Source organism: Pseudoalteromonas sp. S554, assembly GCF_005930865.1.
Lineage (GTDB): Bacteria > Pseudomonadota > Gammaproteobacteria > Enterobacterales > Alteromonadaceae > Pseudoalteromonas > Pseudoalteromonas marina.
Window position 1 is genome coordinate 1 of sequence record NZ_PNDV01000092.1, and the last position, 12,472, is coordinate 12,472.

Sequence of the window (12,472 nt, forward strand, 5' to 3'; positions counted from 1 at the left end):
GTTTTTTTGTGTCTAAATTAGGTTTAGTCTTCGTTTAAAACAGGCACTTCTAGCCCCATTTCTTGCATTATTTTTTTCACTTCCTCAGGTACTTTTTCGGCGTTATCCTTACGTAAGTCGTCGTCGTTAGGCAAAGGTTGACCGGTAAATGCATGTAAAAATGCTTCACAAAGTAATTCACTATTTGTTGCATGACGTAAGTTATTAATTTGACGACGCGTGCGTTCGTCCGTTAATACCTTTAATACATTTAGTGGGATTGAAACGGTAATTTTTTTTACTTGTTCTGATTTTTTCCCGTGTTCTGCGTATGGGTGAATATACTCACCATTCCATTTAGCCATAAGATGTATCGTCGCCTCAGATTAATAATTGCTCATATGCACTACAATACATATGAATATGCGTGAAATTCTATCGATTTAAAAAAGATAGTCAAATACTAGTTGTTTAGCCATCTGGAGCTTTAAATGTTTTGACATCTTTAATAAGATAAATTACTCTTTTAGACGTCTAAACATCCAAATTAAATAGGTGACGAATATGAGCGAAAAAAATAAAGCAACCATTGCAGTGAGAAGTGGTGTTGAAGCAGACAAACATCATGGCGCAGTTGTCGCACCTATTTACTTATCAACCACCTATTCGTTTGCCGACTTTGATACAAAGCGTCAATACGATTACGGGCGAAGTGGTAACCCCAATCGTGATATTTTAGCTGAAACCTTGGCTGAGCTTGAAGGTGGCGTACGCGGTATTATTACTGCCACGGGTATGTCTGCCGTTCACTTGGCTACGCAAATCCTAAATCATGACGATACGTTAGTGATCCCACATGATTGTTACGGCGGAAGCTATCGTTTATTTACTTCACTGCAAAAGCGCGGTTTGCTCAAGCTAGAAGTTTTAGATTTAACACAAGCACAAAGTATAGATAAAATTTTAGCAATTAAACCTAAGCTAATTTGGATAGAAACACCAAGTAACCCATTACTACGTTTAACTGATATTAAAGCAATAACCGATGTTGCTAAGCAGTGCGGTGCTTTAGTCGCTGCCGATAACACATTTTTATCACCAGCATTACAAAACCCTATTAAATTTGGTGTTGATATAGTTGTACATTCCACCACCAAGTACATCAATGGTCATTCAGATGTAGTGGGCGGTGCGGTGATTGCTGCTTCACAAGAGCTGGGCGATGAACTGGCATGGTGGGCAAATAATATAGGTATTACAGGTGCGCCATTTGATAGTTATTTAACATTGCGTGGGTTGCGAACACTAAATGTGCGTTTAAAGCAGCATCAAGAAAACGCATTAGCGATTGCTAAATATTTAGAAAAATCGGAATTTGTTCGCCAAGTTTATTACCCTGGTCTTGAATCACACCCGCAGCATGAATTAGCCAAAGCGCAGCAACTAGGCTTTGGTGGCATGGTGAGTTTTGATATTAAAGGTGACATAAACGATGCTGCGGCGTTTTTAACCAGCTTACGTGACTTTAGCTTGGCAGAGTCTTTGGGAGGAGTAGAGAGCCTAATATGCCATCCTGCAACCATGACCCATGCTGGCATGGAGCCTAAAGCACGTCTTGAAGCGGGAGTGGGCGATACACTTATTCGAGTTTCAGTAGGTATAGAAGATATAAACGACTTATTAGCTGATTTAGAGCGCGTGTTTCAGCTTGTAAAGCCAGGCAGTAAAGCAAGTTTAAACAAAGGAGCAGGCGGTGACATTAAATTAAGTGCCGCTCATCCAGCGCTTTGGTGAACAATATGACACAAACGGTACATAAATTTGGTGGTTCAAGCCTTAGTTCGGCTCAACGGTATGAGCGAGTTGCGAGTATTATTTTAGAGCATACTCAGCCGGGCGATTGTGTTGTTGTATCTGCGGCGGGAAAAACAACCGATACTTTGGTGAAGTTATGGCAAAGCTATCAGCAACAGGATACGCATGTCGTTGCTGATATATTGCTGCAATTAAATAATCATCAAACTGATTTAATCACACAGTTACTTCATGCAGATCTTAAGCGAACTGCTTTAAGGCTTTTGCATAGTGAACTAACAGCGATTAGTGAATTGATAAAAAACCAAGGCTTGAAAGAGGCTCCCTTGCTTGCTCATGGTGAGGTCTGGTCTGCACGCTTATTGGCGCTTTACCTTACGCAATTAAATATTAATGCTTGTGACCTTGATGCTCGAACACTTTTTACATTAAATAATGGGCAATTGTTACATACCCAAAATGCGCAGCAATGTGCGAAGTTTATAACCCCAGACTACATTAATGTTGTCACAGGCTTTATTGCATCAAATACGTTGGGTGATACGGTTACACTTGGTCGCAATGGGAGTGACTATAGTGCAACCTTACTCGCTAATTACTGCCATGCTAAACAGGTGTGTATTTGGACCGATACACAAGGTGTATACAGCACAGACCCTCGCAAAGTTAGTAAAGCGGTTAAATACAATAAAGTGTGTAGAGGTCAAGCTAACCTATTAGCTCGATTAGGTAATCCTGTTTTACACGCTAAAACGCTTTCTCCTTTAAGAAACAGCGACATAAAACTATCTGTTCGTAGTAGTTTTGATGTGCAAGCAACGCCTACAGATATAGTTAAAGAAGGAAATGTAAAACAAAAGCGTTTTATTACCACGTTAAACAACATCGATTTATTAACAGTTGAAAAGCTGGCCGAAGGCGAAGTCGCAGATGTTAGCCAGCTGATTCAACACAGCATTCATCACTTTAGTCAAAATGGTGAAACTTATTTAGTTGTCCCCTCTGCTTCATCATATAAAGTTGTTAGTTATTTTGAGGGTAGAGCAAACATTAGCGAGTCGAGCTTAAATGGCTGTGCGGTTGTAGCGCCTGTTAATGATATTTCAAAATTGAATGTATTGGCTATTGATACGTTAAATGCTCATGCCATCGAGCCGCGCTTTATTCACCAAGACAGTGGATACATTTTACTATTAACGGATCAGGTTATAGATAGCGATATACTCAGTGTTTTACACGATAAGCTTATTAATAAAGGCCAAGAAGTCGCTTTAATAATCGCGGGCCTTGGCAATGTGGGAGAGGTATTTATAGAGCAGTTGTCAGCTCAATTCGAGCGTTTATCTGGTGACTTTACAATTAAATTGGTCGGGTTAATACGCTCTGAAACATTACTTTTTAATCCCAGTGGTATAAACATTGCTGATTGGAAAACGCATTTTCTCTCAGAAAGCAAAGCTTATAATAACCAAACATTACTAAACATAATTAGTGAACTTGATTATGAGCATAAAGTGGTTGTTGATATTACCGCAAGCGAGGCATTTAGCCAGTTATACCCGGAGTTTGTTGCATTAGATTGCCACTTGATCAGTGCTAACAAATACGCTGGAACTGCAGATACAGCATGGTATAAAGCTTTGCGTACGAGTATTAGTGAGCGAAATTTGCATTGGCGCTACAACACAAGCGTAGGTGCAGGCTTACCTGTTAACTTTGCATTGGCAGATTTGCAAAACAGTGGTGACAAAATCACTCGTATTGAAGGTGTTTTTTCAGGCACGTTATCGTGGTTATGCAGTAAGTTTGACGGAACAATACCATTTTCTGATCTGGTGCTTGAAGCACAAAAGATGGGGTTCACAGAGCCCGATCCGCGTGAAGATTTGTCAGGGCGTGATATGCAGCGTAAACTGCTTATACTTGCCAGAGAGCTTGGCTTAGAACTCGACCTTGATGATATAAGCTTATCAGCACTCATGCCCGAAACGCTTGCTATAGGAAGTTGGGACGACTTTTTAGCTAATGAATCCACCCTCAATGACTTTATTGACGCTCATGCTGCAAATGCCAAGGCACAAAGTTCCGTACTTCGTTACACGGGTTTACTTGAAATTACGGAAAACAAAGTAACCGCTCAAGTAGGTATTACTTATACTCCTATTGGTGATGCGTTAGCTAATTTAACACCTGGCGATAATATTTTTGTCATTAATAGTAAGTGGTATAGCGCTAACGCTCTTGTGATTCAAGGGCCTGGTGCGGGTAAGGAAGTAACCGCTGCGGGTATTCATTCTGACTTATATTGGTTGGTACAAAATATAAAATAAAGGTTACAAGGGCCTTGTATCAATCCGCAATAATACCTAATCATTTTGCGGGGCTAAACGTGTCGCTATCTGAGTTAAAAATTCTTATTTAGAACAGCTAAATTTGGTATTAACTAAAAACGGCAGCCAATGGCTGCCGTTCTTTATTTAAAACAGTTCTTCTTCTGTTTTAGTGTCTTCTTCAAATATATCTGTTGGTTGAGACATTACGTATTTTGTGGGGGCGGTGCCTTTGTCAAAATACTCAAAGCGACTGGTGTAATCATTTTTATGACTTAATAAACCGGTTTCTAAATCAATCCGAATAGACACTAAACCTTCTGGCGGCTCTATGGGGGCTTCAGGTTTACCTTCAAGCGCAACTTTCATAAACTCAACCCAAGCCGGTTGTGCTGTTTTAGCGCCAGATTCAGCCCCTGATATTTGCCCGCTATCAAGATTATTATTGTATGAAGTTCTGCCTAGCGGGTTGCCAGGGTTATCAAAACCAACCCATACCGAGGTCATAACATTTCGATTAAAGCCACTAAACCAAGTATCTACAGAGTCATTAGTTGTGCCTGTTTTCCCTGATAGATCACGACGGCCTAATGCTTGAGCGCGCCAACCTGTTCCTGACCAACCCGTTTTATGTGACCAGTTTCCACCTCCCCAAACAGCGCTATGCATTGCTTGAGCAATTAAAAATGCATTTTGTTTTGATATGACCTGAGGGGCACATTTTAATTGTGGCGTATCAGTATTTTGTTGTGGGAATAATCCAGTAGTATTGTCTGGGGTTAATGACTGATCTGAAGTGTCGTCACACACTACTGAAGGATTAGCTTTAAACAAACTGTTACCGTAAGCATCTTGGATTTCTGAGATAAAGTACGGCTCAATCAAATGCCCACCATTCGCAAATGCACTCATACCGCGAGCTAGTTCAATTGGAGTAATTGAAGCACTGCCCAGTGCTAAGGATTCACTGCGGTTGATGTCTGAATTTTTAAAGCCAAATTTTAGTAAGTGATCTGCTGTTCGTTGCAAACCAACACCTCGGAGCAAACGAACTGATATTACGTTTTTAGATTGTGCTAACGCGCGACGAATTCTAATTGGGCCATTGTAAACAGCCGGACTATTCTTAGGTCGCCATGCCACACCTTGGCTTTTATCCCACTGATTAATTGGCGCATCGTTTAAAATTGAGGCGAGCGTATAGCCGTTTTCAAGCGCAGCAGAATAAATAAATGGTTTTATGTTTGACCCCACTTGGCGCTTTGCTTGAATAGCTCGGTTGTATTGGCTCTGTTCAAAGCTATAGCCGCCAACAATGGCTTTAATGCGGCCATCTTGTGGGTCAAGTGAAACAATTGCGCTTGATGCTTCAGGTAATTGGCTTAGTTCATACTCGTTATTGCTGTTTTTACGCACCCAGATTTGCATTCCTGGCGTTAATATTTCAGCTGCCGTAGTTGGAGCAAAACCTTGGCGATAACGAGTTATGTATTTGCGTGCCCATTTTAAGTTGTCCCAATTCAGGTTTATTTGCTCTGCATTTTTAAGCAATACCGTGGCATTTTTTTCATCCACGTTAATAACAGCAGCTGCTTTTAACGTTCCTATCTCTTTGGCTTCATTGAGTTTAGCTAGTATTTTCTCTTTACTTAGCGCTGATTGTTTTTCAGGATCCCATAAAATAGCGGTTGGGCCTCTAAAGCCATGACGCATATCGTAGCTATGAAGATTATTAACTAGCGCGGTTTGCGCCGCTTTTTGTACTTTAGACTCAACAGAGGTAAATATCTTAAAGCCTGAATTATATGCCTTGTCTATTCCGTAACGTGAAACCATTTCTGCACGCACCATTTCAGAAATGTACGGTGCGTATAAATCTATTTCAGCACCATGAAAGTAAGCGGTAATAGGTTGGCTTGTTGCATCATCATACACGTCTTGTGTTATGTAATTTTCAGTTAATAAACGACCAAGTACAACATTACGGCGTGCTTTTGCACGGGTAGGGTTGCGAATTGGGTTTAACGCCGAAGGCGCTTTTGGCAAGCCAGCAATCATCGCCATTTGAGCAAGCGTTAAGTCTTTTAACTCTTTACCGTAATAAACTTGAGCGGCAGCTCCAATACCAAAGGCGCGGTTACCTAGCTCGATTTTGTTTAGGTAAAGTTCTAAAATTTCATCTTTAGTAAGTACATTTTCTATGTGTAGAGCGATGAATATCTCTTTTATTTTACGGATATAAGCTTTTTCTCGGGTTAAGAAAAAATTACGTGCAAGTTGCATGGTAATAGTACTAGCACCTTGTTTTTTCTCGCCTGTAGAAATAAGAACAATAGCAGAGCGAACTATGCCAATAGGGTCTATACCTATATGGTCATAAAAGCGATTGTCTTCAGTTGCTAAAAATGCATCAATTAAAGGTTGTGGGATTTCATCAATAGTGACCGGAATTCGACGTTTTTCACCAAATTGATTGATCAAAAGGCCATCTTTAGTGAATACTTGCATAGGAGTTTGTAATTGCACGTCTTTTAAAACTTGCACACTGGGGATATCAGGTTTAACGTAGTAATAAAGACTGACCAAAGTTATCAGACCGATTAACGTACAAATGATAAAAAATTGTAAAGTTCGTTTTAATAAAATCACTTATATTTCCCTAAATGGACTCCCAATTGCGAGTTTGGACTGATAGTATATATTGATTAAAAAATGAATAATATTTTTTCAGAAAAAAATTATAACTTGTTTATTATTAAAACAAAGGCCAAGTTGCAAACATGCTAAGTCAACTATTTCAAAAGCCGTCGCCAATGATGGTAGGAATTGATATCGGATCGCACTCGATTAAAGCGGTGCTTCTGAGAGAAATTGAAAGTGGATTTCGATTAGAGGCCCTAGCAATTGAGCCCATGCCTAAAGGCGCCATGAGTGAACGAACGATTCAAGATATTGAAGCGATTGGTAATGTAATAACAAAATTAAAAAGAAAATTACCTAAGTCACTTAAAAATGCAGCAGTGGCGGTGTCAGGGCAAACGGTTATTACAAAAGTAATTTTTATGGATGTGTCGTTGAGCGATGCAGAACTTGAATCTCAAATTGAAATTGAAGCAGATAGTTTAATACCTTACCCCCTTGATGAAGTTAGCTTAGACTTTGAAAAGCTCTCTACTAACGAAGCTGATCCGAGTAAAATGAATGTATTACTTTCAGCAGCCCGAACAGAAAGTGTTGAAGCACGTGTTGGCGCATTAGAAGAGGCTAATCTCGATACTAAGATTGTTGATGTAGAAAGTTACGCCTTAAGCCGTGCGATGGACGTTTATTATCAACAGCTACCAAGCGATGCCTTCAATAAGTGTGTTGCTGTTGTAGATATTGGTGCCGTACTCATGCTTGTAAGTGTTGTGCAAGCTGGTGAAACTATTTATACACGTGACCAGGTTTTTGGTGGTGATCAATACACAAATAGTATTGTTAACTACTACAACAAAGGGTTTGATGAAGCTGAAATAGGTAAAACATCAGGCGACTTACCACCTAACTATACCTTTGAGGTATTAGCGCCATTTCAAACAGCGTTGCTTCAGCAAGTACGTAGAGCGGTGCAAATGTTTTTAACAACGAGTGGTAAAGAACAAATAGACTACATTGTGCTTACTGGTGGAACTTCTATGATCAAAGGGCTTGATCGCTTATTAATTGAAGAATTAGGTATACACAGTGTTGTTGCAGAACCGTTTGCAAATATGGAAATTTCGCCAAAAGTAGATCGTAATGTTATGCAGCGTCACCGAACACAGTTTGCAATTGCAACAGGTTTGGCATTAAGGAGCTTTTCATCATGCCACATATAAATCTATTGCCTTGGCGAGAACTGCAGCGCGAAGAATCTAAAAAGAAATTTGTAACCATACTAGTTGGAATTGTTTTAGCTTGTTTTTTAAGTATGTACTTATTAAGTATGTTTTACAGTGCATTAAAAGACGGACAAAACTTAAAAAATAATTACTTAAGTTCTGAAATAAGCATGCTTGATCGAAAGATCAGTGATATTAGAGAATTAGACAAACGAAAAGAAAACCTACAGCAGCGAATGCGATTAATCGAAGAGCTGCAAAGTAGCCGTAACCTTGGCACACAAATTATGGATGAAGTAACAAAAATAGTACCTCAAGGTATTTACTTAACAAAGCTGGAACGCAGAGGGAACCAGATTTATGTACTTGGCCGAAGTGAATCAAATAACCGTTTATCTACTATGATCCGCCAGGTACAAAGTTCATATTTGTTAGAGCGTTTGACCATGCAGGATATTGTTGCAGGTGATCAGTCTTCGCGTTTACTAAGTGACTTTAGTATGGAGTTTTACGTAAAACCATTTGATGAGATTGGTGAGGTACGTAATGAACCTTGATTTTAAAGCGCTTGGCGAAATAGATTGGAATGAAATTGAGTTAGACAATATTGGTGATTGGCCTGCTGCTGTAAAGGTAATTTGCTGTGCATTTGTTGCTGGGCTCATATTATTTTTTAGCTATAGCCTGTTAGTTTCTGACGAGATTGATAGCTACCATAATGCGGTATCAAAAGAGGTCGACTTAAGAAGTACCTACAGAACAAAATACGCTGTAGCGAGTAAGCTAGATATTTATCGCCAACAAATGATAGAAATGGAAGACAAGTTTTCTCAATTACTTAAGCGGTTACCGACATCAAACGAAATACCAGGCTTACTTGACGATTTATCTTATGTTGGCACAACGAGCGGTTTAACATTTTTAAAAATTGGTTGGTTACCTGAAGTAGAGAAAGAGTTTTATACAGAGCTACCTATCAAAATAGAAGTAGTAGGTACTTATCATGAATTTGGTGAATTTGTTGGCAAAGTTGCTCAGTTACCACGAATAGTTAGTTTGCATGACTTTTCTATTACGTCTTCTGGCGAAAAACAACTAACATTTAGTGTTGTAGCAAAAACTTACCGTTATGAAGAAGGAGTTAAAAAATGAGGCTCCTTCATTTAATGCCGCTATTGGCTGTTGTTGCGTTAGTGGGGTGTAACGACGATACCTCGGAACAAAAAGAGTTTATTGACCAGGTAAAAGCAAGCACAACGCCTAAAGTTGAGTCGATTCCTGAACTTACTCAATTTGAGATTTTTGAATATAGTGCTGGAAATTTACGAAGTCCATTTGTGGCACCTCAACCTGAAATAATTCAGAACAAACTGACGCAAATAAAAAACTGTTTACATCCAGATCCAGACAGGCGCAGAGAGCCATTAGAAAAATACCCGTTAGATAATTTAGCAATGAAAGGTACAATTGGTTCAAGTGGTCAAGTTTGGGCGCTTATAACTGCTGCAGATGAAACATTACATCGTGTAACGATTGGTAATTATTTGGGCAGTTACGATGGCAAGGTAAAAGCTGTGAGTAACGATTTTATAGAATTAGTTGAATTAATCCCTGATGGCTCTGGTTGTTGGAAAGAGCGCCTGACTAAACTGGAAATGTTAGAGGCGGCAACTGATGGCGCAAATTAATAATAAAAAAGGTAAAAATAACATGCATAAGGATGTTCTTTGGTTTAATCGCATTGCGAGAGCTTTATTTGCAACAGCCGCTTTGGTTTGTGCTAACAATGCTTTGGCAGGACCATTGCTTTACGATGTACGTTATAACCCATTACTTAAAGGTGAAACCGAACTACAGCTTGTTTTCGACGAAGAGATAACTTTAGAACCACAAATTCAAGTATTTAACAGCCCAGCGCGTATTGAAATGTTTTTTGATACCGCAGAGTTAGAATTAGGATTAAATGACGTTGAAGTTAATCAAGCAGGTATTAGTAGTGTCACCAATGTGTTATCTGAGCAAGGTTTAAAGGTAACAGTTAATCTAGACAGATTAAAAATGTATGAAACAGAAGTTAATAACAACTTAGTTTCAATACGAGTATCGGATAACCCATTAACCGGTTCAGTAACTGAAGATGAAGCCGTTCTGACAGGTGATGTGAGTGGAAACTACATTAACCGCATCCAATCTATTGATTTTAGGCGTGGTGAGAAAGGTGAGGCAAAGGTACTTGTATTTTTACAAGACACTCAAGCTGCTATAGAGGTTCACGAAAGTGGCGGCAAAATTTACGCAGATTTTCACCATACAGATATTCTGGACGATCTACTTTATGAGTTGGATGTTTTAGACTTTGGTACCATTGTTAGTACTATCGAAACGTTTAAAGAAGAAGGGCGAAGCCGCGTTGTTATAGAACCTAATGCCGAGTTTACATTCACGTATCAGCAAATAGACAATATTCTTACCCTCACAGTTGAAAAAGATGAAACTCAAAATGCTTACCTAGATGGTGGTAAAGAGTATCAAGGTCGACCAATGACCTTAAACTTTCAAGATATTTCAGTCCGTGCAGCATTACAAATTATCGCAGGCTATAACGACTTTAACTTAGTAACAAGCGATTCCGTTACCGGTAACATTACCTTGCGCTTAGATGGCGTGCCGTGGGACCAAGCACTTGATGTCGTATTACGTATAAAAGGATTGGACAAGCGCATGGATGGCTCTATCTTAATGGTAGCGCCAGCAGAAGAGCTTGCAGCCCGTGAAGCAAAAGATCTAAAAGCAAAGCAGCAAGTTGAAGATTTAGAGCCGCTTTATAGCGAATATATGCGATTAAATTACGCCAAAGCTGAAGACTTTGCTGACTTACTTAAAACAGATATTAATAGCATCATTACCCCACGCGGAAGTGTGTCGGTTGATCAGCGTACTAACACTTTACTCGTTAAAGATACTGTTAAGAGCATAGAAAATATTAGACGTATGATTGAAACCCTGGACATACCGGTTCAACAGGTTGTTATTGAATCTCGTATGGTAACAGTGCGTGATAACGTAACTGAGGACCTAGGTGTTCGTTGGGGATTTAGCGATCAGCAAGGTAGTGATGGCATATCTGGTTCTTTAGAAGGTGCTGAAACCATTTCAAATGGGGTAATCCCTGACTTAACAGATAGATTAAATGTAAATCTACCTATTACAAACCCAGCGGCAAGTATAGGCCTCCACATAGCAAAACTCGCCAACGGGACATTAATCGATTTAGAGTTAAGTGCGCTTGAAGAAGAGAATAAAGGCGAGATTATTGCAAGCCCGCGTATTATTGCTGCCAATCAGCAAAAAGCGCGCATTGAACAAGGTACTGAAATACCCTATACAGAATCAGCTTCTAGTGGTGCAACAACGGTAAGCTTTAAAAAAGCAGTACTTAGTTTAGAGGTGACACCACATATAACGCCTGATAATAAAGTAATTTTAGACTTAATTATCACGCAAGATACACGTGGCGATACTGTACAAACAGGTACCGGTGAGGCCGTTTCGATAGATACTCAAGAAATTCAAACACAAGTATTAGTAGAAAACGGGCAAACTATCGTACTGGGTGGGATTTTCCAACAGCAGATAATCAACACTACAAATAAAGTGCCGGTATTAGGTGATATTCCTTATGTTGGTAGGTTGTTTAAAAGCACCAGTGAATTTAATGAAAAGCGTGAATTGCTTATTTTCGTGACACCAAAAATACAAATAGATTAAAATAAGGTACTTTTTTGTTAATCAACGGGTGATTATTTAGTTTAATTGCTCGTTATGTGGCTTTTTATTCTAATTGACTTGAAATACCCCTGCAATTACTGAGATAATCCCCTCCTTAATTTTGGGGCCAGGTCGTTAGGCGGGGTTTTATTTCAAATTTTAGAGTTCGTTTGTACTAAAAGATATGGCTGAGAAACGTAATATATTTCTAATTGGCCCCATGGGGGCTGGAAAAAGCACAATTGGTCGTCACATTGCCGATCAATTACACCTTGAATTTGTTGATTCTGATCAAGAAATCGAACGCCGCACGGGTGCAGATATTGCCTGGGTATTCGATCTTGAAGGTGAAGAAGGCTTTAGACTTCGTGAAGAATCTGTTATTGGCGACTTAACTGAAATGCAAGGTATTGTACTTGCTACAGGTGGTGGTTCAGTAATGAGTAAAGAAGTTCGAAACAAGCTTTCGGCTCGTGGTATCGTTGTATACCTAGAGACACCTATTGAAAAGCAAGTTGCACGCACACAACGCGACAAGCGTCGCCCGTTACTGCAAACAGAAGAAGCACCTCGTGATGTACTAGAGCGCTTAGCAGAAGAACGCGAACCGTTATATAAAGAAGTGGCTGATTTTGTTGTACGCACTGATGAGCAAAGCGCTAAAGTTGTTGCAAATCAAATCATTGAGAAACTAGATTTTTAAAACCAATACATAAT

10 protein-coding genes are annotated in these 12,472 nt (G+C 39.4%); 8 read left to right on the top strand and 2 right to left on the bottom strand.

What is annotated here, in order from left to right:
• Positions 1-23 precede the first annotated feature (23 nt).
• Complete coding sequence (metJ, locus tag CWB65_RS16970; protein ID WP_006793094.1) at positions 24-344, bottom strand: met regulon transcriptional regulator MetJ; 321 nt, start codon at positions 342-344, stop codon at positions 24-26.
• Positions 345-543: 199 nt separating this feature from the next.
• Between metJ and metB the strand changes: the two genes are divergently transcribed.
• On the top strand, positions 544-1,773 hold the full coding sequence (metB, locus tag CWB65_RS16975; protein WP_008131714.1) for a cystathionine gamma-synthase: 1,230 nt from the start codon (positions 544-546) through the stop codon (positions 1,771-1,773).
• 5 nt (positions 1,774-1,778) lie between these two features.
• The gene (gene metL / locus CWB65_RS16980) at positions 1,779-4,124 is read left to right on the top strand and encodes a bifunctional aspartate kinase/homoserine dehydrogenase II (RefSeq protein WP_008131713.1); all 2,346 of its coding nucleotides are present in this window, start codon (positions 1,779-1,781) and stop codon (positions 4,122-4,124) included.
• A gap of 147 nt (positions 4,125-4,271) precedes the next feature.
• On the opposite strand, the gene CWB65_RS16985 is transcribed toward metL, so the two are convergent.
• On the bottom strand, positions 4,272-6,773 hold the full coding sequence (locus CWB65_RS16985; protein WP_033025746.1) for a penicillin-binding protein 1A: 2,502 nt from the start codon (positions 6,771-6,773) through the stop codon (positions 4,272-4,274).
• A gap of 131 nt (positions 6,774-6,904) precedes the next feature.
• On the opposite strand from CWB65_RS16985, the gene CWB65_RS16990 reads away from it, so the two are divergent.
• The 6 genes from CWB65_RS16990 to aroK all read left to right on the top strand — a co-directional run bounded on the left by CWB65_RS16990 (position 6,905) and on the right by aroK (position 12,458).
• On the top strand, positions 6,905-7,984 hold the full coding sequence (locus CWB65_RS16990) for a pilus assembly protein PilM (RefSeq protein ID WP_006793098.1): 1,080 nt from the start codon (positions 6,905-6,907) through the stop codon (positions 7,982-7,984).
• Entirely contained in the window at positions 7,972-8,544 is a 573-nt protein-coding gene (locus tag CWB65_RS16995; RefSeq protein ID WP_006793099.1) for a PilN domain-containing protein, read from the top strand. The genes CWB65_RS16990 and CWB65_RS16995 overlap by 13 nt, the downstream gene beginning before the upstream one ends.
• The gene (locus CWB65_RS17000; protein ID WP_006793100.1) at positions 8,534-9,139 is read left to right on the top strand and encodes a type IV pilus inner membrane component PilO; all 606 of its coding nucleotides are present in this window, start codon (positions 8,534-8,536) and stop codon (positions 9,137-9,139) included. Before CWB65_RS16995 ends, CWB65_RS17000 begins: the two co-directional genes overlap by 11 nt.
• Complete coding sequence (locus CWB65_RS17005) at positions 9,136-9,675, top strand: pilus assembly protein PilP (RefSeq protein ID WP_006793101.1); 540 nt, start codon at positions 9,136-9,138, stop codon at positions 9,673-9,675. Before CWB65_RS17000 ends, CWB65_RS17005 begins: the two co-directional genes overlap by 4 nt.
• Entirely contained in the window at positions 9,662-11,755 is a 2,094-nt protein-coding gene (locus tag CWB65_RS17010; RefSeq protein ID WP_039036262.1) for a type IV pilus secretin PilQ, read from the top strand. Before CWB65_RS17005 ends, CWB65_RS17010 begins: the two co-directional genes overlap by 14 nt.
• 184 nt (positions 11,756-11,939) lie before the next feature.
• Positions 11,940-12,458 carry a shikimate kinase AroK gene (aroK, locus tag CWB65_RS17015; RefSeq protein ID WP_006793103.1) on the top strand — a complete coding sequence of 173 codons (519 nt, stop codon included), beginning with the start codon at positions 11,940-11,942 and terminating at the stop codon, positions 12,456-12,458.
• The last annotated feature ends 14 nt before the right edge of the window (positions 12,459-12,472 follow it).

Coding starts and splice junctions, on each gene's coding strand:
- metB (WP_008131714.1), top strand. CDS start 544: ATGAGCGAAAAAAATAAAGCAACCATTGCAGTGAGAAGTGGTGTTGAA.
- metJ (WP_006793094.1), bottom strand. CDS start 344: ATGGCTAAATGGAATGGTGAGTATATTCACCCATACGCAGAACACGGG.
- CWB65_RS16990 (WP_006793098.1), top strand. CDS start 6,905: ATGCTAAGTCAACTATTTCAAAAGCCGTCGCCAATGATGGTAGGAATT.
- CWB65_RS17005 (WP_006793101.1), top strand. CDS start 9,136: ATGAGGCTCCTTCATTTAATGCCGCTATTGGCTGTTGTTGCGTTAGTG.
- CWB65_RS16995 (WP_006793099.1), top strand. CDS start 7,972: ATGCCACATATAAATCTATTGCCTTGGCGAGAACTGCAGCGCGAAGAA.
- CWB65_RS17010 (WP_039036262.1), top strand. CDS start 9,662: ATGGCGCAAATTAATAATAAAAAAGGTAAAAATAACATGCATAAGGAT.
- metL (WP_008131713.1), top strand. CDS start 1,779: ATGACACAAACGGTACATAAATTTGGTGGTTCAAGCCTTAGTTCGGCT.
- aroK (WP_006793103.1), top strand. CDS start 11,940: ATGGCTGAGAAACGTAATATATTTCTAATTGGCCCCATGGGGGCTGGA.
- CWB65_RS17000 (WP_006793100.1), top strand. CDS start 8,534: ATGAACCTTGATTTTAAAGCGCTTGGCGAAATAGATTGGAATGAAATT.